Consider the following 25,359-nt stretch of genomic DNA (forward strand, 5'->3'; position numbering starts at 1 on the left):
TATTGCTTGATGAAGAAAGTGACCGTCATGATTGTCGAGGACTCGCGAACCGTCAGCGAGTTCCTTGAGCATATCATCAATCGTGATCCAAGGCTGCAAGTGGTGGCCAATGTCAGGAGTGCTGAAGACGCGTTAGAGACGCTGCCTCAGGTCAAACCCGACATCATCTCTCTTGATATTCGGTTACCCGGCATGAACGGTTTTGAAGCGACACAGAGGATCATGAACGAGTTCCCGACACCCATCGTCGTGGTCTCCTCGGATGTCCAAGATGACGAACTCAACATTTCCATGAACGCACTCCGTGCCGGTGCGCTAGCTGTAGTGCAAAAGCCTGTGGGGCTGAAACATTCTGATTACGAAAGTCTGGCTACTGAACTCTGCACCAAGCTAGTCCTCATGAGCCAAGTGCGCGTGATCCGGCAGCGATATCGCACCTTCACCCCCCCTCAAGAGCCCCGCCCTGCAACCGCTCCCCTGGCTCAGGAAAGTCCACCTTCTAGCGGTCCCCCACGTGTGCTGGGCCTCGTAGCCTCCACCGGAGGTCCAAATGCCATCGTGCAGGTTTTAAGTTCACTCGGCCAGTCGTTCGAAGCCCCCATCCTGCTGGTCCAACACATCACCCCAGGGTTTGTCCGCGGTTTCGTCACCTGGTTGAACGATGTATTGCCAGCCTTTCATGTCGTGGAAGCCCAGCATTACATGCCCCTGCAACCCCGCACCATCTTTGTGGCACCTGCAGGAAAACATCTGGCTTACGCCGAGCCCTTTCAATGTCACCTTCTGGATCTACCGCCGATTGGAGCCCAAAAGCCCTCTGGAACGATCTTGTTTCGCTCCCTCAGTCGCTTGGGAGGATCGGCGGCAGGTGTTCTTCTGACAGGCATGGGTGAGGACGGCGCCCTCGGCCTCCGCGAGATGCGGGAAGCGGGCGCTTATACCATTGCAGAAGACGAATCCACCGCCACCGTTTACGGCATGCCTGCGGCTGCGGTCAAATTGGGTGCCACCAGCGCTGTTCTACCTTTAGGTCAGATCGCTCCGAGACTTATCACTTTATTCAATCCAGGTCTTCATCCTCACGCCCCATGACTGAGCCCACCTATCATGTGATGTTGGTGGAAGACTCCACGACTCAAGCCATCAGCCTAACAGCTTTACTCGAAAGTGAAGGTTGGAAGGTCACTTGGGTCTCAAGCGCCGAAAAGGCCTTTTCTGCACTCCGCGAAGACAGACCCGATCTCGTCCTGCTAGACTACCATCTGCCAGGCATGCGCGGAGATGAGGTATGCCGCCGCATTCGGATGAATGTCGATACCCGTCGCCTGCCTGTGGTGATGCTAACCTCCCAAGAAGGCCAGCAAGTATCTGGACTCGATAGCGGTGCCGACGACTTCGTCGCCAAATCCACGGATCCGAAAGTTCTCTTGTTAAGGCTGCGCACCCTCTTGCAAAAAGCCGGTTCTCGAGAGCGCATCATTGCCTCCAATGATCAAGATCTCTTTCGCGATGTTCATCTTCTAGCCATCGATGACAGCCCCATTTTCCTGGAATGCCTAGCCCACGAGCTTCGCGACGAAGGTTATAAACTGGAAACGGCGATGGATGCGGAAGCAGGTCTGCGACGACTCAAAGAGACTCGCTTCGATGGGGTCATCATCGATCTCATCATGCCACGCATTGACGGCTTCGAGGTGTGCAGACGTGTGAATGAATTTCGTCGGAACTCTCCCTTTTCGCTCATTTCCATCTTATTGACGGGGGCGGACTCCACAGAGAATCTTTCCAAAGCCCTGGATGCCGGCGCGGATGACTTCGTTGGCAAGTCGAATGATTTTTCGATCCTGAAAGGCCGCATCCGGGCATTGCTCAGGCGAAAATTCTTTGCCGAAGAAAACGCTCGCATCATTCAGGAATTCAAAGCTAAAGAGATGGAGGCCCTTCGTGAACGAGCGGCTAAAGAAGCGGCCGAGTCTCGAGCAGCTTTGGTGGAAGAGCTTGAAGCCCGGACCGAGGAGCTCAATCGCTCACGCGAAGAATTGCGCCGAGCCAACACGGCCAAAGATCAGTTCCTGGCGATGCTGAGCCATGAGCTCCGCACACCTTTGACGCCCGTGCTTGCCGTTGTTGAAGAACGCTGCCAGGATGATCGCCTAACAGAGGATTTAAAAAAGGACTTCCAGATGATCCGCCGCAACGTGATGCTGGAAACGCATCTCATCAACGATCTGTTGGACCTTACCCGGATCACGCAAGGCAAGCTGGAGATCCATCAGGAATCCGTGAATCTGCAACGCATCATCGCCGAGGTTGTAGAGATGTGCAGCTCTTCCCGCCGACCGCTTGCCCAGATCATCGTGCATCCTTTCAAAGGGGATTCGACGCTTTGGGCAGATCGCGTGAGGCTCACTCAAGTCATCTGGAACCTCCTGCAAAACGCCATCAAATTTACCCCGGCGGACGGGCAGATCGAAATTCGCCTGACGCATCGTCAGCTTGAGGCCGACGTTCCCCAATTGACCTTAGAAATCACGGACACCGGTATCGGTATTGAGCCCGATAAACTAGAGAGGATCTTTGACGCATTCCAGCAAGAGAGCCGAGAAACCACGCGCGCTTTTGGTGGATTAGGCCTGGGGCTGGCCATCAGCCGTGCTATCGTGGAATTGCATCAGGGCCATCTCACCGCCCGTAGTGAAGGACTTCATCGAGGGTCCACCTTTTCCTTGGTGCTACCATGTGATCAAAAATCTGCTTCGACGCAGGTATCACCTCAACCCAAAACTGTCAGTGAGGACACGTCAGCCGGTTTTCCGTCCTTGCGGATTCTCTTGGTGGAGGATCACTCAGATACTCGGGAGACCCTTGCACGCATGCTCCGCCGTCGTGGACACGAGGTGCATTTGGCAACGACGGTCGCGACCGCGAAGCAGGTCGGGGCTGAACTTGCAGATTTAGAGGTTCTCATCAGTGACTTCGGCCTGCCGGACGGTGATGGCCTTGATGTACTGCAAGCGATTCGCCCCTCGCACCCAGCGGTCAATGCGATCATCCTAAGCGGTTTCGGTATGGAAGACGACGTGGCCAAAACACGCGCTGCCGGCTTTGCCCACCATCTGACGAAGCCCGTCGAATTCGCGAAGCTCGAGGAAGCCATTCGTACTTCATAAAGGGTTCAATCGATAGAGACCAACAGGCGGACGCCCATTTTGCCTCACTCAACGGTCTGAGGAACCACCTCATCATGGAGGGTGGTGGCAGGGGGCGGATTTGAACCGCCGACCAAAGGCTTATGAGTCCTCTGCTCTACCGCTGAGCTACACTGCCATTTGTGATTTAAAATTGGCTCCTGAGGTAGGGTTCGAACCTACGACCTAGTGGTTAACAGCCACCCGCTCTACCGCTGAGCTACTCAGGAGTGTGATCCCGTTCTTGTGAAACGGGCCGTTATAGTGGACTGCCTCAACGCATCTGGCAAGTAATTGTTTTTACAATCCACCGTTCCTGGCCATTTCCGGGGCTCCCAAGGCTGTTCTCGCCTTTCCCGAAGAGCGGCGCTGGTTTCGGATCGCCAACCAGCCATATTTCGGTCCTGCAAAGAACGCCAGCGTGAAAAATAGCGACTGAGCAAGGACCATGCAGGCCGCCGTAGAGGCATTGATAAAAAAGCTCACGTAAACACCAAGGCTACTGGCTACCACGGATACAGATACTGCCACCAGTAACATCCGGTCAAAACGATCCGTCAGCAGCCTAGCAGTGCATCCTGGGATGACCAGCATAGCAACCACGAGAATGATCCCCACCGCCTGCATAGAGGCCACAATCGTTGCCGCTAAAAGAGAGAGAAACAGGTAATAAAGCCCTCCAGTCGCCAACCCGATCGACCGAGCATGCCCGACATCGAAGCAAAAAAGCAAAAGATCTTTCCTTAAAAGCAAGACAACCACAAGCGTGACGATGGCTGTGATCAATGTCTGCAGCATCTCCGCTTTTTCGATACCGAGAATATTGCCAAACAAAATATGGTTCAAATGGGCCTCTGATTGCACCTTCGTGAACAATACCAAACCGAGTGCGAAAAGCCCGGTAAAGACGATCCCCATTACCGTATCTTCTTTGATGCGGCTGTTGGATCGAATCCACCCCGTCGCAATGGCGCAGAACAGCCCCGATGCAAAGGCTCCCAAGGCCAAAGGCAGTCCTAGCATGTAGGCAATGACCACCCCCGGGAGAACCGCATGAGAGATGGCATCCCCCATCAATGACCAGCCTTTGAGAACCAAATAACAAGACAACACTGCGCACACAGCCCCGACAACAGCTCCAGTCAAAAGAGCTTCGTTCATGAAGCTGTAGCGAAAAGGATCCAGCCAATTCATGAGAGGGAAGCCGCTTGACGTTGGACGCGGGCCGAGAGGAGCCCATGCTTGGGGGCTAGAATGAGTGCCGCGAGAAAAGCCAGAGTCTGCAAGACCACAATGCACCCTCCCGTGGAGCCATTCAGAAAATAGCTGATGTAGGCCCCTAACAAACTACAGGATACGCCAATGGCCGTGGCGAGAAAGAGCATCGTCCCGAAGCGGTCCGTCAGGAGATAAGCCGTGGCACCGGGGGTGACCAACATAGCCACCACCAAACAAGCTCCGACCGTCTGCAATGCAGCGACAGCCGTCGCCGAGAGTAATGCCAGCAGCATAAAATGCAGAAAGCGGGTGTTCAGACCGATGCTGCGTGCGTGGGTTTCATCAAAGCAAAACAACAACAGATCCTTCCATTTCAATCCAAGGACCAATACGGACAGGGCTGAGATAATGAGCACCTGAAGGATGTCGGGATCTGAGATGGCCAAAATATTTCCGAAGATGATGGTGCGCAGATTCAGGTTACTCGGAAAGAGCGACAACAGCAGCAACCCCAGAGCAAAGAAGGTGGTAAACACCACCCCAATGACAGCATCTTCCCTCAGGCGAGAGTTCGCCTTGACCCATCCCATGCCCAGAGCAGCGAGGATTCCCGCCAGAAAGGCTCCCACAGAAAACGGCAGCCCGAGTAACCACGCGAGAGAAACACCGGGAACGACCGCATGCGAAAGCGCATCTCCCATGAGAGACCAGCCTTTGAGCGTGATGAAACACGACAAAAAAGCACACACACCACCGATGAGGCCACTAACCAAGATCGCCTTCACCATGTATTCATAATGAAAGGGCATCAGCAGCTCATTCACTCTCCCACCTCCTTGGCTCTTTCTTTCACTAGGTGTTCCCGTCCTTGCCTCTCCGAGTATTCCAGATGGCCGTCTTTACCGAAGACCAGCGGCCGCTCATCATCCGTCCACACTTTGACAGCTCGACCGTCGTGGTCTTGGATCGTCGAATGTTCAAAGTGGAACTGTCGCAAAACTCCTCCGAAAGCACGTGCCAGGTTCTCTTCCGTAAACACCACCTCCGTGGGTCCCTGGGCCAACACAGTGCGATTGATCAAGACCACTTGATCACAGAACTCAGGCACGCTGCCCAAATTATGGGTGGAGACCAAGATGATGTGCCCTTCCGCACGCAAGGCTTTCAAAAGCTCAATGATGGCGGACTCAGTCTGCACATCCACCCCGGTAAACGGCTCATCTAGCATCATGATCCTTCCTTGTTGAGCGAGTGCCCGAGCCAGGAACACGCGCTTCTTTTGGCCTCCAGACAGCTCGCCTATCTGACGATCCCGGAAGGCCGTCATGCTCACTCGTTCCAAACACTCTTCGACGATGCGCTTATCCTCAGCACGTGGGATCCGCATGAAGTTCATATGGCCGTAACGCCCCATCATCACCACATCCCACACACTGACGGGAAAGGTCCAGTCCACCTCCTCGCTCTGGGGGACATAGGCCACGAGCTTCTTTTTCCGCGCCTCCGCCACAGAACCACCATCGATAAGCACACGCCCTCTCACCGGTTTGAGAAAACCCATGATGGATTTAAACAGGGTGCTTTTGCCGCTGCCATTGACTCCAACCAGCGCGCAAATGGTCCCTGCACCCAGTCGGAAGCTGGCATCCCGCAGGGCGATATGTCCATTGGCATAAGCCACCGTAACATCGGAGACTTCGACAGAAAGCGGCGGACTGGCGGCATTCATGAACTCAGGGAGAAGTAAACGCCTTGACGATGGTATCGGCGTTGTATTGCAGCAGATTGAGATACGTCGCAGCGGGACCATCGACGCCAGTCAAGGAATCGACGTAAAGGACACCTCCGAAGCGGGCTCCTGTTTCCTTCGCCACTTGCCGCATGGCTTTATCGTTGATGGTGCTTTCCGAGAAAACAACGGGGATCCGCTGGCTGCGCACCGTGTCCACGACCTTCTGCACCTGCTGGGGCGTGCCTTCTTCATCGGCATTGATGGGCCACAGATAGAGTTCTTTCATGTTGTAGTTCCGAGTCAGATAAGAAAACGCTCCTTCGCAGCTTACGAGCCAACGTTGTTCCGCAGGTATGGTTTCCAGCGCCTTTCTGACTGGCTCATCCACAGCGCGCAGTTTCTCAGCATACACGGCGGCATTGGCGTTGTAGGTGGCCTCGTGGGCGGGGTCCAGCTTCACCAACGCTTCCCGAATGTTTTCCACGTAGACGAGCGCATTGGCAGGAGACATCCAAGAATGTGGATTGGGTTTGCCTGAGTAGGGCCCCTCCCCGATTCCAATCGGCTCAATCCCCTCTGTCAGCACCACGCTCGGCGCATGTTTGACTTGCTGGAGAAACTTTTCGAACCACCGCTCTAACCCTAGCCCATTCCACAGAACAAGGTCAGCTTTCTGAGCTTTCACCAGATCCATCGGTGTGGGTTCATAATCGTGGATTTCAGCCCCAGGCTTGGTAATAGACTCCACCACGGCAACATCCCCTGCCACGTTTTGGGCCATGTCTTGAATGATGGTGAAGGTCGTGAGAATCCGCTTCCTACCATCGGCGGTGGCCTGCTCTGACGGGCCGCAAGAAAGGAGCGTGCTAGACAAAAGGACACCAAAGACAAATCGTTTCATATAGGTCGTCATCGTTTTTAGAATCGAAAGCTCACCCCAGAGAACAACCCAAGGTCAGGTGCCGCGCGGTTCAAACCCACCCGGACACCTGCATCCAACACCATCGTCTCCGTAACGGCAAAAGTGAGGCCAGAGTTAAAAGTTGCCATAAAGTCGGTGTCCTCACCAGAGGACCCGACCAACTCAAGGAAACTACCCCAACGCTCTGTTAAGGCGACCCCTACGGTCGCGGACGCCAGCCACTGTACATCCGTGCCAGCCGTTTCATCGTCATGCACTAAATCCATCTGAGCCATGAGACCGAACGATGCCCGTTCATTGATCTCCAAGGCAAAGGGTAGAATGAGCCCTCCCTGCCACGCATCAGAACTCAATTCGGTCCCAGTCGGGATACGAAGGTATGGCATCAAAGCCATGGCTGTTCGACCTTCATCGTTCCCCCACAGATTCTTTTTGAGCCTCACGGTGACATCTCCGAAGCCCGATAGAGTCGTTGTGGCCCCTTTCGAAACGGTGCGTTCCTCTTGATACAGGTCAAAAACGAGCTGGAAGTCCATATCATCGGCCAAGCCCGCTTTCACATTCATCTGCCCCCAGGACAAAGCTTCGGTTCTGAGACCTCCCCCTGCATCCCTTTCGAAGTCGAGAAAGCTCATCTCGACCTGAAACATCCCCGTAGGCACCGTAAAGGCTGATTCGGTAGTATCGGGACGATCCGTGCTCATGGAGCGGGAATGAACATTGAAGGACGACGCTGGCGATTCGGCAGGAGCTGACACAGCCACTCCGAAGAAAACTAAAGGCAGGAAAAATAGATTGTCCAGTTTCATAAAGTTAGCCTCAGCTAACTCCACTCGCTAGATTGAAGTTTCAACAACAATTTTAGCCTCAGCTAACTTTATCATCACTCTCTCAAAATCCATTTTTGCAACCTTCTCAGCCGCTGCTATGATCCCTATTCAATGCCCGCTAAGCGACAAGAGCCCACCTCCCATGTCCACTCTCCGGCCATGGAGGACTACCTGGAGCAGATTCACAATCTGATCGAGAGCAAGGGTTATGCACGGGTGGTGGACATCGCTCAAAACCTGGGTATTTCCCAGGCCAGCGTCACCAACATGATCCAAAAATTGGATGCGGAAGGCTACCTCATCTACGAGCGCTACCGGGGCGTGGTCCTGACCGAGGAAGGACGCAAGATCGGTCGAGAAATCGCTCGTCGTCATGAAGTCCTGACGCGTCTGCTTTCTTCATTTGGCTTAGATGCCGAGAGCGTGCACCACGATGTGGAAGGCATGGAGCACCATATCAGTCGGCAGACTTTGGAAGTTTTGACCCTTCTGATGGAAGAACTGGAGGGCAATCCCGAGCTCTTGAAAAAGCTCAAACGAAAACTCAAGAACACTGCTGCTCCAGAGTAACACCTCCATTTTCACGAGGATTTACGATTTTATCCTTCCAGGAGCCTCCTGAGCCCATTCATCATCCGCTCTATGAAATCCCTTTTCATCATCCTCATCGTCGCCGCTGTTGCTTTAGCTCTGACAAATCCCAGCGAAGCCGATTTTCGTGAACACGTTCGGCAAAAAGAAGGTATCGCAGGCACGGTAGGCCTTGCTGTGGCGGATCTGATTTCCGGAGGCAAGAAGGGTGGCATCCAGCGCGATAATTTCCTCGTCGCAAGCAAGTTCTACGTGGGTGGCGATGGAGTCTTGCCTCGAGAAGATGTCGCGTGGGGAATCGCCGGACAGTTCATCGAAATCAAAAAGTAAACCGCAAGAATCATCATCTCTGGGACGACCCTTTCATCATGCGTCCCTGCTTCTGGTTTATTTTAGCGGCTCTTTGTTTCGTCGCAAACGGCCACGCCGACTCACTCCCAATCCAACAATGGATCAGAGAGGCGATCCAATCCGGGGGAGGCACGGTCACCATTCCAGAAGGCGTCCATGAATTAACCAGCCCTTTGATCATCGAAGATGCCCAGAAGCTGGCGATTCGGGGAATGAACAAAGAACGATGCCTGCTCAAGCTAAAGGCTGGAACCCTTGGACCTCCTGCTCCTCTCATTAGCATCAAGGGCACGAGCAGAACTCTCGAAATCTCAGGGCTGACCTTGGAAGGCAGCTCTAGCACCTCCATCCTACTGTGGATTGCCAGCCCCGATACCCAAGCCGCAGTCAAAGACGTGACAGTCAGGGACTGTCTTTTCAAAGATTTTGAGCAAGGCATCCAGGCCCAACGAGTCCACTCATTCTCTCTGGAAAGATGCAGTTTTAGCGATGGCTCTCGTGCCGTGGTCTTGCAAGATACACCCGCAGCTATTGCACGCGGTAACCATATTATCCGTGTGACAACAGCCTTTGACTGCATCCGCGCCGAGTCCGGCGTGTTTGACGGCAACGAACTGTGGAACTGCGATGTGGGCTTCTCGATTCACGAGCCCTCTCAGGCCGAAAAACCCACGGTCATCCGCCGAAATGGTTTCATTCAAACGCGTCTAGGATTGGCCATTCCCGAAGGGCAAGAACTGCCACTTTTAGAAAACAATGAAAACCTTGTGAAGGGCACCCGTTGAACCCAGCGTTTTACCAACCCCTTGATTATGCGTTTTCTACTGCTCTTCACCGCTCTGCTTCTGGGTTCTCCTATCCTGGCTCGGGAGCCCACGCCCCGGCCAGACCCAGCTCGTTTTGCCAAAGAAATCTCTGTGTTTGAGGCCCAGCCCGCAGATAAAGGCGGCATCGTCTTCACGGGCAGTTCCAGCATTCGCCTGTGGAAAACTCTGAAACAAGACTTTCCAGATCTACCCGTCCTCAATCGCGGCTTCGGCAGCAGCGTCGCGAATGATCTGACGGTTTACTTCGACACCTTGATCACTCGACACGAGCCTAAGATCATCGTCACCTACACAGGTAGCAACGACATCAATGCCAAGCTCACCCCAGAGGAAGCTTTCACTGACTACACGGGCTTTCTTGACCAAGTGCATACCCGTTTCCCAAAAACACGTGTCCTTCTAACCTCCGTCAAAATTGGCGAAAAGAGAATCACCCAGATCCCTCAGGTGCACGCGTTGAACGAATTGCTGAAAGCCTGGTCAGAATCCAAAGACTGGGTGCAGTACATTGACTGCACCAGCTACCTCGCAGACTCGGCAGGTAAGCCCATCCGCAAATACTATGCGGCCGATCTCCTGCATCTGAGCCCCGAAGGCTATGCTGAGTGGACCAAGATTCTTTCGCCCATCCTCCATCAAGAATGGGCCAAAGTCTCCGGCCACTGACCTGTGGCCGCCTCAGGTTTAGTCAATGAACGAGCAGATATACTCGCAAATGCCCGAGCTGACGGCGATGTCGAAGCCTGACTTCGCCGGGACATCGAAGTATTGACCAGCTTCATAGATGCATTTGCTGTCACTGCCTTTGATCTTCACCTCACAGACGCCAGCCACGATTTCCATGCGCTCAGCCTTATCAGTGCCAAAATGGTATTCACCCGCATAGATAAGGCCGAGGGTTTTCTTGCTGTTGTCTGGAAGCAAGATCGTGTGGCTCACCACTTTGCCATCGAAATAAACGTTGGCTTTGGCGACGGCGGTGACGTTGGTAAAATCAGCAGGAACAGAAGACATGAGGCTGGAGAATGGCCAATCTTCTGCTCAGCTCAAGCTTGGCTTTCGATTTCTTGGAAAGCCACCCGCGATCAAGCCTCTTGACGGTTCGTCTTGGGACGAAAGGGCTCGAGGAAGGCGGCTTCGAACTCGTAACCCCCCGAAAAATCCTCCAAGCTGTCACCCTCATTTTTGCCGAAGTAGCTCGTCTCAATCAGATTGTAAACGATGTTACCGACATCCTCTCCCCGATGGATACCCCACTCGCTAAGAATTGTAAGCGCCATCGGGCCATACTCCTCCAAAGCATGAAGCCTCACACCTTCGAGTACTTCTTGCCCCGTCACATGCTGGTCCTCCTGCCCTTCTCGGAAATGCTTGACCGCCACATGCAAGGCATCCTTCACAAACTCATAGGCATGAGGATGGTATCGAGGATCTTTCTCGATCGCTTGATGGATAGCGTAGTGAAAGGATAAATCAGACATGCCGAAATGACAGGGTCATGTTGGTAGCGCCCGAAGGGAGTGCCGACAACTGCCAAATAAAGCCAAAACGGCTTGAGCAATCAAGTCGCTCAAGCCGTTCCAGGAAAACCGTTAACGAGATCAATCCCAACCGTGTGCGTCACGCACCTTGATCATGGCTTCGAGAATCTTATTCCACGTGTCCACTTTCTCAAGAAGAGCGTTCGGGAACATGCAACCATCCCAGCAGATGTGTTGGATACCACGGCTCGGTGCATCCTTCAGCCAGTAGCCAGCAGCTTTCGTGATGTCCAGTTTCCCATTGGGATCGTCGGCTGGGCAATGCTTGCCAGTCTTATCATGAGAGCCGGCACCATGTACTTGACCGTCATTTTGAGCCACATGGAAGTCGATCGTCCACGGGCGCAGCTTATCGGTCATGATTTCGTACGCGGCCCAGAACTCGACGCTGCTGTAGCCCTCTTTGACCAAAGCATACTCCGGAGCATTGTAACCCAGCGTGTAAAGGTAGGTGTGGGCTAAGTCGGCTTGGAATCCGAAAGATTCTGGCATCCCCACCCCCTCGAGCACGTCCAGCATGTCTTTCCAGGAGTGCATCCCTGCCCAGCAGATTTCCCCCTCCGCAGCCAAGCGCTCACCATGATCGGCAGCAATTTGGGCAGCTTTTTTGAAGGTATCAACGATGCGGGCGGTATTAGCCTTTGGGTTTTCGCGCCATTTTGCCACACCGAATTCGGCCGAATCGACGCGAATCACGCCATATTTACGGACGCCGTGCTCATTGAAAACCTTCGCGATGCGGCAAGCCATTTTCACGGCATCCAAAAACTTGGCTTGTGCCGCGTCATCGCCCATCGCGGAATCACCCACCGTGCCTGGCCAAACTGGAGCCACCAGAGACCCGACCGAAAAACCTTTGCCTGCGATCAGATCAGCGATTTTCTTCAGCTCGTCATCACTTGCATTCGGATCGGTGTGAGGCAGGAACAGGAAGTAATCGATGCCTTCGAACTTCTGGCCATTGACCTCTGCAGCGGCGGTCAAATCCAGCATCCGCTCAAGACTGATCGGTGGCTCCTGACCTTCGCCATCGCCCTTACCGACGAGACCTGGCCACATTGCATTGTGAAGTTTGGGTTTTGAATGACTCATAGGAATTTGTGAAATGAGGCGTGCAGCTTGAGATGATTTATCCCAGAAAGGGAAGCAAAAAACGAATGCGAACGTCTAGTTATTTCTGGGCTTTACTGATCCATAATTCATGAGGAAGCTAAAGCACGCCGCACTCAGGTTTCTTTCTTTGCTGGCTTAACATCCCAGTTCGCATCGTAATAGCTCGCAGAATAATAATAATAGTAATAGTGGTTCACTCGCTTGCTGAAGTCGACTCCGTTGAGAATAAACCCGTAGAAGTGAGCCCCTAACTTTTGCAAAGACTGCACAGCGTCCTCCACATCCTTGCGGAGCGTTTTTCCACAACGGACAACAATGGCGACACCGTCAGCATGATGTTGCAAAAAGGCAGTCTCGCTCAAACCAAGGACGGGAGGAGTGTCCAAAATAATTCGATCATATTTCTTTTTCAATTCCTCCAAAATCGCCGCAAAAACACCGGAATTAAGCAATTCGGTTGTGCCAGGCACAACCATTCCACGCGTTATCGCCCACAAATTTTCGGCTTCAACTTTCTGAACACATTCACTTAACGATGCCCGTCCCGTTAAAAGATCTGTCATGCCAACTGCATTAGAAGCCCCGATAACTTCGTGAACGCGCCCACGGCGTAGGTCGCAGTCAATGAGCAGTGTTTTTTCGCCTAATGAAGAAAACGCCCACGCGACGTTTGAGGAGACCGTCGTCTTACCTTCGCTCGGTCGAGCGCTCGTCAACATGATAACCCTTCCATCACCCTTTGGGCTTCCATTCAGCAAAATACTGCTTCGAATGAGACGAAAGTTTTCGAGCAAAGCATTCGGCACGTTCGCACCAACCGTCGGAGCGCGATTCAGCGACTCTAACTCCTTAGGATCACTCAGCGGAACAAGACCAATACCATTGATACCCAACGTGCCCTCAAACTCACTCAACTCCACCACTGAGCTGTCGAAGCGCCGGAGTAAGAATGGCACTCCGCCCGCCAATCCCAACCCGAGCAAGCATCCCATCATGAATAATTTCGATTTATTGGGAGAAACCGGCATCTCGGAACGCAGATTGGTAAACCCTCGAAACTCAAGAGAAAGCGGCGCTTTATCACCGTCAAATTCAAGGCTTTCGATTCTCTGGCTCAATTTTTCATAAGCTTTGTCCCAAGCCAGTTGGCTCTTCTCCATCAGGTCATAATCAAGCTTCTTGGTATCGTAACTCTTAATCGCTTTATGGTATTCAGGAAGCTTCCCATCTAATTCTTCGAGCTTTTCGGTGAGGCGAGCTTTTTCGAGATCGAATGACGTTAATGCTACCTTTAGCTCAATGTCTAAGGCAGACTCAACCTGTTTGAGCTCATCCTTCAGCTTAATAACTTCGGGATGATCATCGAGAAACTTTGTCTGAATTAAGCGCAGTTTTTCTTCAGTGGCACGTTTGGTCCTTTCCAATTCCTGCCACGATTTAAGACCGTCAACCATGTTAGGTTGCACGACGACCTGAGTGAATTTTTTGTCCGTGCTTGGGCTACTGAAAGTGAAAGGAGCTACAGCCCCCCCTTTTCTAACAACTCTTCCTGCCTCCAAGGGATCTTTTTCTTCGTCAGTAAACCCTGATATCAGAGAAAGTTTACCGATGACGTCGAGACTACTTTGTTGTTCTTGCAAGATACGAGAAATTTCCTCGTGCTCTTTGAGTCGATATTTAGCTCTCACGATATCGACAGGAATGTTGCTCAAACGCTCCATTTCGATTTGGGCGTTCGCCAACGCACTTTGTTCTTCAAACTGAAGCCTGCTATCAAGCTGTTCGGCGACCTTTTTTCTGATCTCAGTCACCTCATCGGCATATCTTTTGACAGCGGTATCTCTGTATTCGCTGCGGATTTTGAGCCTAATTCTCTCGTAAGCATCGACTAAAGCCTGGGGCATCTTTTTAACCACCTCGGCGTCATAAGAAACCACAAGAATTTGAAAATGACTTTGATCAAGTATCGCCATCCGACAAACAGGCATGACGTCATCTCTTAATCCGTCAAATGTTGTCGATGGACCCGCTACACCGATAGCTCTCGCCGCCTCCAAGATGACGTAACCAGAGTTCAATTGATCCATTAATGCCCGCATTTGGCGATAAGTTCTATCAGCATTGGCATTACCCACTGCAGCTTCACTGCTCATCAAAAAAGAGTTCGCACGAATCAGCGCCTGAGACTCATAAGTGGCCCGAGCATAAATGAAATAACACGTTCCTCCCAGCAACCCTATTAACACAAGAATGATCATCAACCGCCAATAATCCTCGTAAGCAAGAACGGTCCGGATGATCGAAGAACCATCAAGCTTGGAGTCCTTACCAGATGGCTGCGTTTTTGAATTCATACGATATGTAGAACGGGGCGGGCTGACCTTATCGGAACGGCGGTCTTACTTATTCAAAAGCCAAAGACTTTTTCTGGAACGTTGATAATATCTCCTTCGGCAATGGGAGGATCATCTTGTTCGCCTTTGATAATCGGGCGCAAATCAATAACTGCCTTCTTACGCTTTCCGCTAGAATCTGTTCGAAAGACTTCAACCTTGTCGAGCTGAGCGAACTTGCCCAGGCCGCCAGTAATCAGCAACGCTTCATACACGCCCATCGCTCTTGCGGTAGGAGCCACTATCTGATGAGCTCCGCTGCGAGGTACACTGCCGGTCAAATAGACCAGGATTCGATTTGCTGACTGTGGCGACGCCCCACCTAAAGCCCCCGCGTTTACCCCCTGCGCGCCAGAGGTCCTTTCCACAATAACAGATGCTTCTTTGAGCTGCGTTTTCTTTAAAAACTCCCGAACTTTGGGTTCGGCTTCTTCACGGGTCATTCCCTGCACCAAAATTCTTCCTGCGCGGGGAATCACAATATAGCCACCTTCTCTCACCAAGTAGCTGCCGTTCAGAGTGGAATCTTCTTTCACGAAGAGTTCCAATTGATCTCCGACGACAAATGCATTCTTCGGAGCAGCGGGCGCTTGGGTCTGAACAGGGACAGCCAAAGGCTCAGGTAGCGTAGGATTCTCGACCCGACTCGTGCACTGCACCAGAAATGTTAAAATGAGAGCCGCTGAGCCCAATCGTGCCTCAATCAGAAAGCGAAAGTAGAACATTGTTAATAAACGCGTAAGGACTGATGAATACGTCCAAAAAAATGAAGAGGATTGACGCGAATCAATCCTCTCCAGCCGGATCAGTCAACTGACAGATAGATCAATATTCACCGTTAGGGCTTTTCCAAACCCCTTCAACGTTGCCGTTGATAAATTCCTTCGTTGCTGGCTTTGGTTGGACGGTAAACAGAACGTGATCGAAGCTTGTTCTGAAGCTCTTCAGCACGCCTTTTTTCTTCTCTGGGAGGGGCTCCCCGGCTTTGCCTGAAGTTTTGCCTGAACTCAAGTCAGCATAATTCGTCTCATCAATAGCACGGTGAGCGCACGTCACAAGCAAGCGAATATCCCCCGTGTAAATTGGAGATGGCTTGACACCCTCCACAAACACGAAGCGAGGCACCGCTATCGGAAGATTGTATGGATACGTTTTATATTGCGTTGTGAACTCCACGACACGCTTAGCTGGATCTCTGGAGTCGAGAAGCAATTCTTTCTTGGACGCATCTTTCCAAACGCGAATATGCCCCATGGACGCCAATTCCTCATCCAACGAGGCAAAATCGCCAGTCTTAGTAGCGCGGTTGATGCCCTCGACCTCGAGACTCACAACGACCTCTCCATCAAAATCAATGCGGTAAGGATTCAAGCGAATAACCACGCGAGTGAGCTCCCCTGTTCCCAAAATCAAGCCAGGAGGCGTGGCTTCAAAAGCACCGCTATCTGCCGGATCGGTATTGCTGATGGTGCCGTCCTGATTCATGTCAGCGTCCATATCCAACTTGGCAATTTGGCGCTCACGGTCCTTCCAACTATTAACACGTTGGCCGTAATATTTATGAAAGTCAGAAGGAAGATCCCGATTCGTTTGTAGCGGCTCCGGAATGGGTTCAACCACTCCCTTAGGATCCCCAGCAATCGCGTTCAAACTCAATAAATTCGCTGCAAAAATCGCAGCAACCAGACTGCGACGTCCCATCTCAATGGTTTTTGGGTTCCTGTGGAGTTTTTTCATATCTTGAGAGCGTGAAGCATTAGGAGTTGAGCATTAGGAGCAATTAAAAGTAACGACGCAGAGAGACACCAACAAGATGTTCTGTATAGGGGTTTTCGGCGCGATTAAACTCTTCGTATTGATAAAATAGTTTGCCAGTGAGACGGAATCCAAGCTGCTGGTTGAGCTCAAGCCTGTACAACCACCGGGAGGAATCTTCCTCAACGGTTGATTGATCAGCCTGATCATAATACACAAGAGCGCGAATATCGGTAAAATCTAAAGGCCTATATGTAAGCCTAAATCCACCACCAAAACGGTCTCTCATCGGGAACAAATCTTCAGCAGAGGATTCGTTGTGCGTATATTGGGCGAAGATCCGCGCATCAAGGCGTGAGGTAATGCGCTGATCGATAGCATAACGGATATAATCGGCGGCGCGGGTATCTGAAGAAAATTCATGATAAAAATATCCCTGCCCAGCAGTTAGGCGGTGTTGAGTCGTCGTGGTGAGGGTATGCTCCAGATCGACGCTCCAGACAAAGCGATTCCGCTCATCCGCATCACCCGTCTGAAAGGCGTATCCCGCCATGCTATACCAATTTAAGTTTTCTGTGAGGCGACCCGTGAGCTCCAATTGAAACTGGTGGAGCAGGCTGTCATAGCCATCATTAGACATATATTGATAGCTAAATCGAGGAGCGAAAGGAATCGATGAGCCTTCATACTGCATCCAAATGGCGAACCAATCACGCTTGCTATGGTTCTCGAAAGAGAATGTTCTCCAAAAGTCAGAGCGCTCAATGCCAAGCCCAAGTCGCCACTGATTATCGAATGTTGGGCGCGACGCGTAGAAGCCGACGGTGTTCACAAAATAAGCATCGTTACTCGTATAAAAGTCGCTCGACCGCTCATTAATGAACCCATAATAATATCTTCCAGCTCGATCAATCGCAGGTGAATCCGCATTCACAAGGAAGTCCAGCCCTGTTACACCGCGAAACTCGTCGAAAAACATGACCTCCCATTCGCCCAACTGCTCGGTGATGGTAAAGCGGAGGAGCAGCGGAGGATCATCGCCATTGCCAAATCGCAGGGCCACTTCGTTTTCGAACGGTAGATACATCACGTTGGCGACCGCAGAGATGTATATTGAGTCTGTAATCCTCAAGAGCCCGCGCACCCCTAATTCGACATAGGCAGCAAAGCCATCATCATGCTGGTCATGCCGATCCTGCGGCAAGCTGCCGTTGTAATCCGTGTAAATTGCCCCTGCGCCGACCCACAAAACATCAAAATACAGTGGACCCGCCTTAACATGCGCCAACTCTGGTTCAAATGTTCTAGTCAAAAGACCCAGGCTTCCATCCACCGTAAACGAAGCGTTTTGAAGTCGGCTGCTTTCAACAGCGAGCGCATCATGAGGTGTAAAGACCCCGAGCCCTCTATTCAGCGGCCTGAAAAAGTCCTGATTTCTCTGATAAAAGTCAGGCTCATTATCATAATATCTGAAAAGACCTGATGCTGTCTGTGCGGGACCATCAGGACCGTCTACAGAATATGGGCTCAAACCTCTCCCCAAACTTCTGGAATCTGCCGCGCCCCTGAGCAGCGTATCTTCAGCGATGGTCGGAAAGTACCCGGGATTTTGAGTATCTCCCGGCAACTCTTCGGCATTTTGTGCATTCAAGCAGCTTATGAAAGATGCAATCACGAGACACGGCAACACCGCGATCCTCGCCCGCAGCCCGAGGGAAGGTTGTAACGATTTTTGATGCATTGCCATAAATATTATAACCTTAAAAAGCCGTTTTCAGCAACATTATGCCGTCTTGCGAGTGAAAAAACCAAATTGCTTCAACACATCGACATCAGCGTGAGTCAGACAGTATAGGCAATGTGCGATAACACCCAAAAAAGGAACAAGCAACACGATCAAAGACCAAAGCAGGCGCCCCTCTAACTTTTTAAAAGTGACCCACACGCTCGTCAGCGTCACTAGAACAGCGAGCACGTAAATAGCCATGAGTGCCCAAATCACTTCTGGTATGACGTTTTCTGCACGTAGTGTAAGAAGGCGAATCAGGACGGTTATCATATCAGTGTTTACGTGACTTTGCGCCTGGAGTTACAGCTGTCGACTCACTTTTCGTGAACTTTTGAAGTGTTATGTAATTTTTAGTACTGATGCTTATCAGTCGATACCAAGGCCTCCAAGTCACTGCTTCGATTTTTTGTAAATGGAGGGCTGCTAATCTCTTTAATAGCTGACTTCAAGTTTAAATTCTCATTTTTGAGTGATTTCGCAGCATAGAATGAGCCAACAACTTTCAAAAAATTGCCCGCACAGCTTCTCATGCCGCGGACTTTTTAAACAGATCTCAACAGATCACGCAAAGTTTCGGGTAAATCTGCGGCCCAATTCTTTCGTATGGTAGCATGGCTCAAGACGTTGGAATGAAGGGCGTGGGTCGGGGTAAACTGAGTCCTTTTCAACGCATCGCTCCAGCCCTTCTCGATAAATTCGAGATAAGCATTCTCATCCCGTCCGTAAATTTTATCTCCCACGATGGAGTGTTGCAGGTGTGCCAAGTGGACACGGATCTGATGCATCCGGCCAGTTATCGGTGAGGCTTCGACCAGACTAATGGGGCCGATGTCAGGGTGATTGACCCGTCGGAGAACTCTGAACCGTGTTTGGCAGGGCGTTCCATCTCTGTGAACACACTGTTTAACCCAAATTCGGGTTTCCATGACTTCCCCTTGGCGGAGAATGGGGGCTTCGAGGTCGTATTCTTCCCAACTGGGCCAGCCATGAACAACGGCTAAATAGGTTTTGTGGATCCGCCTCTCCTGCATGGCGATGCCGAAAAGGCGAGCGGCGGTGCGGTTTTTGGCTACGAGCACGACTCCGCTTGTTTCACGATCAAGTCGATTGATGATCGAAATCTGCCCCCCATTAGCCAGTTCATACGCCAAAAGATCCCTCAGCCCATGCCAGAGAGTCCGGCAGTCACTCGGTTTGCTCGGGTGTACCTGCAAAGGGGCAGGTTTATCGACGACGATGTATTCGTCGGTTTCATCAAGGATGGTAAAGTCTGGGTTGACGGCGATCTGCACGAGCAAAGGGAAACTCAAATCTAGCTCAATATCCAGATAAGGACACTCTTGTCCCAAGGGCCTACGAAATGAAAAACCTCCTTGAGCCACGAAAACTCAAGGAGGTTTTGATAAAGGGCTTCTAAATTTAGAGGGTTCCCGCTGAATCAACGGAAGCTCTTGGCGAAATCGTCGGCCGTGGCTTTCGCCACGACCTTGGTTTTCTGGAAAGTGCTCTTCTCTCCTTTCTCAATAAGGATGCTCTCGTAGTCGGAACTGCTCATGGGCAACTCGATAGCTTTGTCCTGCCAGGTGCTGAGAAGGATCGAATTGGCCAGTTCCACACTGAAGATCCCCTCTGCAGCGGGGCTGAGGAGTTTTTCACCTTTGAGGATGGCGTTGGTAAAGTTTTGGAGGATTTCCACATGCTGGCCACCGCTGTCGGCCACCGGAATATCCATATGCCAGCTTTCGGGCATGGCGAAGGCGGCCTCAGCTTCCATGCAGAACTTGCTCATTGGCACTCGGTTACGCTGGAAATGGATCTTGGCACCATCGGTCACGGTCAAGCGGCCGTTTTCAGCTGAGATTTCAAGCTTATTCACACCAGGAGCCTCCCCCGTGGAGGTGACAAAGGTAGCCGTCATCCCGTTATCATACTGAAGCACGGCGGTGACATCATCTTCGACCTCGATTTCATGGAACCGTCCAAACTGGCAGAAGCCGCGCACGGTCTGAGGCATGCCAAACATCCACTGGAAGAGATCCAGGTTATGAGGGCACTGGTTCATGAGGACCCCACCGCCTTCCCCTTTCCAAGTGCCACGCCAGCCACCGGTGGCATAATAATAGTTGGTGCGGAACCAGTTGGTGACTTCCCAGTGCACGCGACGGATTTGGCCCAATTCGCCGCTGTCGATCAGGTCTTTGACCTTCTTAAAGCAGGCATTGGTGCGCATGTTAAACATGGCGGCGAAAATTTTGCTCTTGTCCGTGTGGGCGGCGATCAAGCGCTCGCAGTCGGCTTTATGAACGGAAATGGGCTTTTCTACCAACACATGGAGACCTGCTTTCAGGGCCTCAATGCCAATGGTGGTGTGGCTGAAATGAGGAGTGCAGATCAAGATTGCATCAATCCGGCCCGACTTGATCATGGCATTCACATCCGTGAAGGGCGTTTCACCTTCGAGCTGCTGAGGAAGAGTGCCTACGCTTTCACACATGGCGGTCACTCGCAGGCCCGGCACTTTGCCAGCGCGAATGTTTGCGAGATGGGCCTTGCCCATGTTGCCGAGTCCAACGATGCCGAGTCTGACGGTTTCCATAGAGAAGTCGAGGCTAGCGAGGCGGCTAGCCGAGGTCAACACCGATAAAGTCACAGCATTTGATATTGCAGATGCAGCCAGCTTTGACGAAAACGGGGTATGGTAGGCACAGGCACACTTCTCGTCACAGGCGGCGCCGGTTATATCGGTTCCCACACCGTCAAATACCTCCTGGGTCAGGGGGAAAAAATTGTCGTCCTAGATAATCTCGTTTTCGGGCATCGCGATGCCCTGCCCCTGGATAAGGTCACCTTCGTTCACGGGGATATGAGTGATGCGGCTCTGATGGATCAGCTTTTAGCCGACCACCAACCCGAGGCCGTGCTCCACTTTGCGGCCTTTGCCTATGTCGGAGAGTCCGTCACGGACCCCCTCAAATACTATCGCAACAACCTTGCTGCCCCCCTGGTGCTGCTCGAGGCGATGCAGCGTCATGGCTGCAAGCGATTCATTTTTTCTTCCACCTGTGCCACCTACGGAAATCCGGTGAAGGTCCCCATGGACGAGGAACATCCGCAGTCTCCAGTGAATCCATACGGAGCTAGCAAATGGATGCTGGAGCGGGTGCTGAAGGACTGTGACCACGCCTGGGGACTGAAATCCGTCTTTCTGCGTTACTTCAACGCCAGTGGCTGTGACCCCGCGGGAGAGATTGGGGAAGATCATGATCCCGAAACGCATCTGATCCCGAGAATCCTCATGGCCGCCACGGGAGAAATCTCCGAGATCACCGTCTTCGGCACGGATTACCCCACCCCAGACGGCACCTGCATCCGCGACTACATCCATGTGAATGACCTCGCCTCAGCTCACAAGCTGGCGCTGGATTATCTCCGTAAGGGGGGGGAAACCACACCGGTGAACCTGGGCACAGGTCGAGGGTTCAGCGTGAATGAGATCATCAAAACCGCCGAAGCTGTCACTGGGAAAACCATCCCCGTCAGCTATGGCCCTCGCCGTGCAGGAGATCCGCCTGAGCTGATCTGCCAACCCGCCAAGGCCAAGGAAGTCTTGGGCTGGGAAGCTCTTCACAAAGACCCCAGGGAGCACATTGAAAGCGCTTGGAAGTGGATGACCGGCCCCCGACAAGGGCGCTACGCGGACTGATTCGAGAAGTCTTGCTGTCCGTATGGCGTCCCGATAGGCTGGTGTGGAAATCCAACCCAACCTATCCCGCCATGTCGCCCTTCCTTGCCGAAGTCCTCGGCACTCTCATCCTCATTCTGCTTGGCGACGGAGTCGTGGCCAATGTCGTGCTCGGCAAAACCAAAGGTAACAACTCCGGCTGGATCGTCATCACCGCCGGCTGGGCCTTTGCCGTCACCATTGGGGTCTATTGCACCAGTGCGATCAGCGGTGCCCACCTCAATCCGGCAGTCACCGTCGCCATGGCCAGCTTGGGTCAATTCGATTGGGCGCTGGTGCCATCTTACATCGTAGCGCAGATGCTGGGGGCTTTTCTGGGTGCCATCCTGGTCTGGCTGACCTACCTGCCACACTGGAAAGAGACCTCCGACCCAGGAGCTAAACTCGGCACCTTTTGCACGGCTCCAGCCATTCGACACCCGGTGTCGAACCTGCTGTGTGAGATCATCGGCACCGCCGTTCTAGTCATCGGTCTGCTCGCCATTTTAACGCCCGCAAACCTGATCCCAGGCACGGGCTTTGACAAAGGTTTCTCCCCTGCCCTGGTGGGTGTCTTGGTTTGGGCCATCGGACTCTCCTTGGGAGGTCCCACAGGTTACGCCATCAATCCAGCTCGAGATCTCGGGCCACGTCTAGCACATGCGCTCCTACCGATCCCCGGCAAAGGCGGCTCGGATTGGGGATACGCTTGGATTCCTGTGGTGGGTCCTTTGATCGGGGGCTGCGTGGGGGCATTCCTGCATCGGCTGCTCTGGTCCGCTCCCATTTCATAAGCCGCAGATTCAGCGATTAACTCCCACGGCGAATTCCGTTTTGCTTTCATCTCATGACCTCCCGTCGCTCTTTTCTCACCTCCGCTACTGCCGCCTCATTCTCTCTGTCGGCCCTGCCTCTCTTGGGGCAAGACAGCAAGAAATACCGCACGGCTCTCATCGGCAGCGGCTGGTGGGGTATGAATATCCTGCGCGAGGCGATGGCTTCAGGAAAAACCAAGGTCGTCGCTCTCTGTGACGTGGACGAAAATGTGCTGAGCAATGGCATCGAAGACGTCAAGTCGGAGAGCGGAGATGAGCCCAAGGGATTTAAAGATTACCGAGAACTGCTCGCGGACGCGAAACCCGAGATCGTCATTGTCGCCACGCCAGATCACTGGCATGCTCTGCAAACGATTGCCTGCTGCAAAGCGGGTGCCCACGTGCTGGTTGAGAAACCCACCGGACACACGGTGAACGAAAGCCGGGCCATGGTGAAAGCCGCTAAGGACAGTGGCGTCGTGGTGCAGGTGGGCCTGCACCGTCGCATCGGCCCACATCATGTCGAGGCGATGAACTTTCTAAAGTCCGGTAAAGTCGGCAAGGTGGGAATGGTCCGCTTGTTTGCCGACAGCAAGGGTGGACCTGAGAGTCCGAAGCCTAACAGCAAGGTTCCTGAGGGTATGGACTGGGAGATGTGGTGCGGGCCTGCTCCCATGCGTCCTTTTAACACCAAACTTCATCCTGGGGGTTGGCGCAGTTTCCTCGATTACGCCAATGGCACCATGGGAGACTGGGGGGTTCACTGGCTAGATCAAGTTCTCTGGTGGAGTGGTGAAAAGGGACCCAAAAAAGTCTTCTGCACGGGGGGGCGCCCCATCTTTGGCAAAGCCATTCTGAACGATCAGGAACAGACCACCGACGCCCCAGATCACCAAGTCGCCACCTTCGAATTTGAGCAATTCACGGCCGTGTGGGAGCACCGGAAGTTTGCCGAGAATAACAATGAGAAGCACAAAATCGGTGCCTATTTCTACGGTGAAAAAGGGGTGCTGCACATTGGTTGGCGGGATGGGTGGACTTTTTATCCGGTGAATGCCAAGGAAGCCCCCACACACGGAGATCACCAACTGCAGGAGCCCGACGGCCACAACATCTCTCTACTGTGGGAAGACTTCATCAAAGCCATTGAAACAGGCAGTACACCTGTCGCCGATATCGAGAGCGCGCACCGCTCAAGCTGCCTTCCCATGCTTGGCATGCTGAGCTGGAAAGCCGGACGCAGCATTCAGTGGGATGCCGACAAAGAGAAAATCATCGGTGATCCCGAAGCCAGCAAGCTGCTGAGCCGACCTTACCGGACTCCTTGGGAGTATCCTGTGGTGTGATCCTCTCTTCGCGTCTCAGCGCTGCCCTGCATCGGGTCGTTGGCCCACCAAAGCCACGACCTCGGCGAGTTCACCTTCCCGGATGAGGGTGATCTTCACCTCGGTGCCTGGTTTCAACGCAAGGATGATGTTGAGCAGTTCACTCGGGGTCTGGAAAGTGCGTCCGTTGATGGAAGTGATCACATCTCCCACCGACAACCCAGCCCGTGAGGCGGGGGATTGCGGGTCCAGGTCTGTGATGTAAGCACCAAAAAGCGAGGTGCCGAGTTGGGCATCGATTCGAATCGGTTCGGCACTCAGTTCCAGCCCTAGATAGCCCCCAATCGCTGCGGGTACTTGGCCGCCTTTGGCTTGGTTCAAAATGGCATCGACCACGAGACGCACGTCATTGGCCGGGACGGCAAGTCCAACCCCCTGCCAAGCACGCACATTTTCATCTCCACGATAAATCGCCACATTGATGCCGACGATCTGCCCTTGAATGTTCACCAGGGGGCCGCCCGAATTACCGGGATTGATGACGGTATCGGTTTGCAGATAATTGAGCTGGCTATCACTCAGGTGGCGGTCTCGGGCACTGATGATGCCTTGAGTCACGGTGCCAGTAAGCCCGAAGGGATTACCCACAGCGAATACAAGCTGACCCACCCGCGCATCGTCAGAATTGGCAAAGGAGAGCGCTGGGAAATCGGTCTTTCCGCCCTCAATTTTAAGCAGGGCGATGTCTCGCTCCTTGTGCGCGCCTAAAACCCGGGCCGGATACTGTTTGTTATCGTTGGTTGTGACCATGATCTCACTCACATCCGCAATCACATGGTAATTCGTCACCACATGACCCTCTTTTGAGATGATAGCCCCTGACCCCAGGCCTGGGATCACCTGAGCGCGACCACTGACAATGCCAAAGAAAGGATGCAAAGTCGCTTGTCCACGCCGGAGAGTCTTGGTTGTGACACTGACCACGCTGGGTAGCACCGCTGAAGAGAGCCTGGAAAACTCTTCATTCATTGCGCTGAGGATTTTGACATCACTCAGGTCCAATTTAGGCTTCGGCGACGCGGTAAATTTCTCCGCTTGCGGGGGCTCCCCTCTCAAAAAATTGAGCAACCCATAACCCTCTTGGCCACGACGCCAGATGGAGAAGACCAAGGAGGCGATCAAAAAGACAGTGATGGCAAAAATGAGGCGGCGGAGAGTTTCCATGACAACCCTCTTACGATGCGCCTT

The 25,359-nt window shown here is 52.7% G+C and carries 25 protein-coding genes and 2 tRNA genes; 9 read left to right on the forward strand and 18 right to left on the reverse strand.

Annotated features, from left to right (window positions below; genetic code table 11):
- Window positions 1-9 precede the first annotated feature (9 nt).
- Both B5D61_RS03970 and B5D61_RS03975 read left to right on the forward strand, forming a co-directional pair.
- The gene (locus tag B5D61_RS03970) at window positions 10-1,092 is read left to right on the forward strand and encodes a chemotaxis protein CheB (RefSeq protein ID WP_245846451.1); all 1,083 of its coding nucleotides are present in this window, start codon (window positions 10-12) and stop codon (window positions 1,090-1,092) included.
- Complete coding sequence (locus B5D61_RS03975) at window positions 1,089-3,170, forward strand: response regulator (protein ID WP_078812002.1); 2,082 nt, start codon at window positions 1,089-1,091, stop codon at window positions 3,168-3,170. Before B5D61_RS03970 ends, B5D61_RS03975 begins: the two co-directional genes overlap by 4 nt.
- An 82-nt stretch (window positions 3,171-3,252) precedes the next feature.
- Here B5D61_RS03975 and B5D61_RS03980 read toward each other — a convergent pair.
- The 7 genes from B5D61_RS03980 to B5D61_RS04010 form a co-directional block, all read right to left on the reverse strand.
- Window positions 3,253-3,327: transfer RNA gene (locus tag B5D61_RS03980), tRNA-Met, on the reverse strand.
- 16 nt (window positions 3,328-3,343) lie between these two features.
- Window positions 3,344-3,418: transfer RNA gene (locus B5D61_RS03985), tRNA-Asn, on the reverse strand.
- A gap of 70 nt (window positions 3,419-3,488) precedes the next feature.
- A complete protein-coding gene (locus B5D61_RS03990; RefSeq protein ID WP_078812003.1) occupies window positions 3,489-4,382 on the reverse strand; it encodes a metal ABC transporter permease in 894 nt (297 codons plus the stop codon).
- On the reverse strand, window positions 4,379-5,215 hold the full coding sequence (locus B5D61_RS03995; RefSeq protein WP_078812173.1) for a metal ABC transporter permease: 837 nt from the start codon (window positions 5,213-5,215) through the stop codon (window positions 4,379-4,381). Before B5D61_RS03995 ends, B5D61_RS03990 begins: the two co-directional genes overlap by 4 nt.
- An 11-nt stretch (window positions 5,216-5,226) precedes the next feature.
- The gene (locus B5D61_RS04000; protein ID WP_078812004.1) at window positions 5,227-6,135 is read right to left on the reverse strand and encodes a metal ABC transporter ATP-binding protein; all 909 of its coding nucleotides are present in this window, start codon (window positions 6,133-6,135) and stop codon (window positions 5,227-5,229) included.
- Window positions 6,136-6,139: 4 nt separating this feature from the next.
- Window positions 6,140-7,039 (reverse strand): metal ABC transporter substrate-binding protein, encoded by a 900-nt coding sequence (locus tag B5D61_RS04005; protein WP_139373049.1) that lies wholly within the window; start codon window positions 7,037-7,039, stop codon window positions 6,140-6,142.
- Between the two features lie 17 nt (window positions 7,040-7,056).
- The gene (locus tag B5D61_RS04010; protein WP_139373050.1) at window positions 7,057-7,869 is read right to left on the reverse strand and encodes a transporter; all 813 of its coding nucleotides are present in this window, start codon (window positions 7,867-7,869) and stop codon (window positions 7,057-7,059) included.
- Window positions 7,870-8,001: 132 nt separating this feature from the next.
- Here B5D61_RS04010 and mntR point away from each other — a divergent pair, with 132 nt between their 5' ends.
- The 4 genes from mntR to B5D61_RS04030 all read left to right on the forward strand — a co-directional run bounded on the left by mntR (window position 8,002) and on the right by B5D61_RS04030 (window position 10,325).
- Complete coding sequence (gene mntR, locus B5D61_RS04015) at window positions 8,002-8,460, forward strand: transcriptional regulator MntR (RefSeq protein ID WP_078812007.1); 459 nt, start codon at window positions 8,002-8,004, stop codon at window positions 8,458-8,460.
- Between the two features lie 72 nt (window positions 8,461-8,532).
- A complete protein-coding gene (locus B5D61_RS04020; RefSeq protein WP_078812008.1) occupies window positions 8,533-8,811 on the forward strand; it encodes a hypothetical protein in 279 nt (92 codons plus the stop codon).
- Window positions 8,812-8,849: 38 nt separating this feature from the next.
- On the forward strand, window positions 8,850-9,617 hold the full coding sequence (locus B5D61_RS04025; RefSeq protein WP_078812009.1) for a right-handed parallel beta-helix repeat-containing protein: 768 nt from the start codon (window positions 8,850-8,852) through the stop codon (window positions 9,615-9,617).
- A gap of 27 nt (window positions 9,618-9,644) precedes the next feature.
- Window positions 9,645-10,325: a GDSL-type esterase/lipase family protein gene (locus B5D61_RS04030; protein WP_078812010.1), complete on the forward strand. Its 681-nt coding sequence runs from the start codon at window positions 9,645-9,647 to the stop codon at window positions 10,323-10,325.
- A gap of 18 nt (window positions 10,326-10,343) precedes the next feature.
- On the opposite strand, the gene ppnP is transcribed toward B5D61_RS04030, so the two are convergent.
- The 10 genes from ppnP to B5D61_RS04080 form a co-directional block, all read right to left on the reverse strand.
- The gene (ppnP, locus tag B5D61_RS04035; RefSeq protein ID WP_078812011.1) at window positions 10,344-10,673 is read right to left on the reverse strand and encodes a pyrimidine/purine nucleoside phosphorylase; all 330 of its coding nucleotides are present in this window, start codon (window positions 10,671-10,673) and stop codon (window positions 10,344-10,346) included.
- 71 nt (window positions 10,674-10,744) lie between these two features.
- A complete protein-coding gene (locus B5D61_RS04040) occupies window positions 10,745-11,140 on the reverse strand; it encodes a Minf_1886 family protein (protein WP_078812012.1) in 396 nt (131 codons plus the stop codon).
- Between the two features lie 120 nt (window positions 11,141-11,260).
- Complete coding sequence (locus tag B5D61_RS04045) at window positions 11,261-12,259, reverse strand: sugar phosphate isomerase/epimerase family protein (protein WP_217698907.1); 999 nt, start codon at window positions 12,257-12,259, stop codon at window positions 11,261-11,263.
- Between the two features lie 167 nt (window positions 12,260-12,426).
- Window positions 12,427-14,667, reverse strand: a complete 2,241-nt coding sequence (locus B5D61_RS04050; RefSeq protein ID WP_078812014.1) for a polysaccharide biosynthesis tyrosine autokinase — start codon at window positions 14,665-14,667, stop codon at window positions 12,427-12,429.
- A 53-nt stretch (window positions 14,668-14,720) separates the two neighbouring features.
- Window positions 14,721-15,431: a polysaccharide biosynthesis/export family protein gene (locus tag B5D61_RS04055; RefSeq protein ID WP_078812015.1), complete on the reverse strand. Its 711-nt coding sequence runs from the start codon at window positions 15,429-15,431 to the stop codon at window positions 14,721-14,723.
- A gap of 100 nt (window positions 15,432-15,531) precedes the next feature.
- The gene (locus B5D61_RS04060) at window positions 15,532-16,443 is read right to left on the reverse strand and encodes a hypothetical protein (protein ID WP_139373051.1); all 912 of its coding nucleotides are present in this window, start codon (window positions 16,441-16,443) and stop codon (window positions 15,532-15,534) included.
- A 43-nt stretch (window positions 16,444-16,486) separates the two neighbouring features.
- Complete coding sequence (locus B5D61_RS04065) at window positions 16,487-18,208, reverse strand: porin family protein (RefSeq protein ID WP_078812017.1); 1,722 nt, start codon at window positions 18,206-18,208, stop codon at window positions 16,487-16,489.
- A gap of 36 nt (window positions 18,209-18,244) precedes the next feature.
- On the reverse strand, window positions 18,245-18,520 hold the full coding sequence (locus B5D61_RS04070; protein WP_078812018.1) for a hypothetical protein: 276 nt from the start codon (window positions 18,518-18,520) through the stop codon (window positions 18,245-18,247).
- 272 nt (window positions 18,521-18,792) lie between these two features.
- A complete protein-coding gene (locus B5D61_RS04075; protein WP_078812174.1) occupies window positions 18,793-19,542 on the reverse strand; it encodes an RluA family pseudouridine synthase in 750 nt (249 codons plus the stop codon).
- 146 nt (window positions 19,543-19,688) lie between these two features.
- The gene (locus B5D61_RS04080; RefSeq protein ID WP_078812019.1) at window positions 19,689-20,846 is read right to left on the reverse strand and encodes a Gfo/Idh/MocA family protein; all 1,158 of its coding nucleotides are present in this window, start codon (window positions 20,844-20,846) and stop codon (window positions 19,689-19,691) included.
- Between the two features lie 99 nt (window positions 20,847-20,945).
- On the opposite strand from B5D61_RS04080, the gene galE reads away from it, so the two are divergent.
- The 3 genes from galE (at window position 20,946) to B5D61_RS04095 (ending at window position 24,132) form a co-directional block, all read left to right on the forward strand.
- A complete protein-coding gene (gene galE / locus B5D61_RS04085) occupies window positions 20,946-21,953 on the forward strand; it encodes a UDP-glucose 4-epimerase GalE (protein WP_078812020.1) in 1,008 nt (335 codons plus the stop codon).
- Window positions 21,954-22,024: 71 nt separating this feature from the next.
- Entirely contained in the window at window positions 22,025-22,765 is a 741-nt protein-coding gene (locus tag B5D61_RS04090; RefSeq protein WP_078812021.1) for an MIP/aquaporin family protein, read from the forward strand.
- 53 nt (window positions 22,766-22,818) lie between these two features.
- Complete coding sequence (locus B5D61_RS04095) at window positions 22,819-24,132, forward strand: Gfo/Idh/MocA family protein (RefSeq protein ID WP_078812022.1); 1,314 nt, start codon at window positions 22,819-22,821, stop codon at window positions 24,130-24,132.
- A gap of 15 nt (window positions 24,133-24,147) precedes the next feature.
- Here the strand turns inward: B5D61_RS04095 and B5D61_RS04100 are convergent, their stop codons facing one another.
- A complete protein-coding gene (locus B5D61_RS04100) occupies window positions 24,148-25,335 on the reverse strand; it encodes a S1C family serine protease (protein ID WP_078812023.1) in 1,188 nt (395 codons plus the stop codon).
- Window positions 25,336-25,359 lie beyond the last annotated feature (24 nt).

Origin of the sequence: Prosthecobacter debontii (assembly GCF_900167535.1) — a bacterium.
Taxonomy (GTDB): domain Bacteria; phylum Verrucomicrobiota; class Verrucomicrobiia; order Verrucomicrobiales; family Verrucomicrobiaceae; genus Prosthecobacter; species Prosthecobacter debontii.

Excerpts from the sequence above, each read along its gene's own strand:
- B5D61_RS04000 (WP_078812004.1), bottom strand. The coding sequence starts at position 6,135 with ATGAATGCCGCCAGTCCGCCGCTTTCTGTCGAAGTCTCCGATGTTACG.
- B5D61_RS04055 (WP_078812015.1), bottom strand. The coding sequence starts at position 15,431 with ATGTTCTACTTTCGCTTTCTGATTGAGGCACGATTGGGCTCAGCGGCT.
- B5D61_RS04070 (WP_078812018.1), bottom strand. The coding sequence starts at position 18,520 with ATGATAACCGTCCTGATTCGCCTTCTTACACTACGTGCAGAAAACGTC.
- B5D61_RS04095 (WP_078812022.1), top strand. The coding sequence starts at position 22,819 with ATGACCTCCCGTCGCTCTTTTCTCACCTCCGCTACTGCCGCCTCATTC.
- B5D61_RS04080 (WP_078812019.1), bottom strand. The coding sequence starts at position 20,846 with ATGGAAACCGTCAGACTCGGCATCGTTGGACTCGGCAACATGGGCAAG.
- galE (WP_078812020.1), top strand. The coding sequence starts at position 20,946 with ATGGTAGGCACAGGCACACTTCTCGTCACAGGCGGCGCCGGTTATATC.
- B5D61_RS04060 (WP_139373051.1), bottom strand. The coding sequence starts at position 16,443 with ATGAAAAAACTCCACAGGAACCCAAAAACCATTGAGATGGGACGTCGC.
- B5D61_RS04065 (WP_078812017.1), bottom strand. The coding sequence starts at position 18,208 with ATGGCAATGCATCAAAAATCGTTACAACCTTCCCTCGGGCTGCGGGCG.
- ppnP (WP_078812011.1), bottom strand. The coding sequence starts at position 10,673 with ATGTCTTCTGTTCCTGCTGATTTTACCAACGTCACCGCCGTCGCCAAA.
- B5D61_RS03975 (WP_078812002.1), top strand. The coding sequence starts at position 1,089 with ATGACTGAGCCCACCTATCATGTGATGTTGGTGGAAGACTCCACGACT.
- B5D61_RS04005 (WP_139373049.1), bottom strand. The coding sequence starts at position 7,039 with ATGAAACGATTTGTCTTTGGTGTCCTTTTGTCTAGCACGCTCCTTTCT.
- B5D61_RS04050 (WP_078812014.1), bottom strand. The coding sequence starts at position 14,667 with ATGAATTCAAAAACGCAGCCATCTGGTAAGGACTCCAAGCTTGATGGT.
- B5D61_RS04010 (WP_139373050.1), bottom strand. The coding sequence starts at position 7,869 with ATGAAACTGGACAATCTATTTTTCCTGCCTTTAGTTTTCTTCGGAGTG.
- B5D61_RS04045 (WP_217698907.1), bottom strand. The coding sequence starts at position 12,259 with ATGTGGCCAGGTCTCGTCGGTAAGGGCGATGGCGAAGGTCAGGAGCCA.
- mntR (WP_078812007.1), top strand. The coding sequence starts at position 8,002 with ATGCCCGCTAAGCGACAAGAGCCCACCTCCCATGTCCACTCTCCGGCC.
- B5D61_RS03990 (WP_078812003.1), bottom strand. The coding sequence starts at position 4,382 with ATGAATTGGCTGGATCCTTTTCGCTACAGCTTCATGAACGAAGCTCTT.
- B5D61_RS04025 (WP_078812009.1), top strand. The coding sequence starts at position 8,850 with ATGCGTCCCTGCTTCTGGTTTATTTTAGCGGCTCTTTGTTTCGTCGCA.
- B5D61_RS03995 (WP_078812173.1), bottom strand. The coding sequence starts at position 5,215 with ATGCCCTTTCATTATGAATACATGGTGAAGGCGATCTTGGTTAGTGGC.
- B5D61_RS04100 (WP_078812023.1), bottom strand. The coding sequence starts at position 25,335 with ATGGAAACTCTCCGCCGCCTCATTTTTGCCATCACTGTCTTTTTGATC.
- B5D61_RS04020 (WP_078812008.1), top strand. The coding sequence starts at position 8,533 with ATGAAATCCCTTTTCATCATCCTCATCGTCGCCGCTGTTGCTTTAGCT.
- B5D61_RS04030 (WP_078812010.1), top strand. The coding sequence starts at position 9,645 with ATGCGTTTTCTACTGCTCTTCACCGCTCTGCTTCTGGGTTCTCCTATC.
- B5D61_RS03970 (WP_245846451.1), top strand. The coding sequence starts at position 10 with ATGAAGAAAGTGACCGTCATGATTGTCGAGGACTCGCGAACCGTCAGC.
- B5D61_RS04040 (WP_078812012.1), bottom strand. The coding sequence starts at position 11,140 with ATGTCTGATTTATCCTTTCACTACGCTATCCATCAAGCGATCGAGAAA.
- B5D61_RS04090 (WP_078812021.1), top strand. The coding sequence starts at position 22,025 with ATGTCGCCCTTCCTTGCCGAAGTCCTCGGCACTCTCATCCTCATTCTG.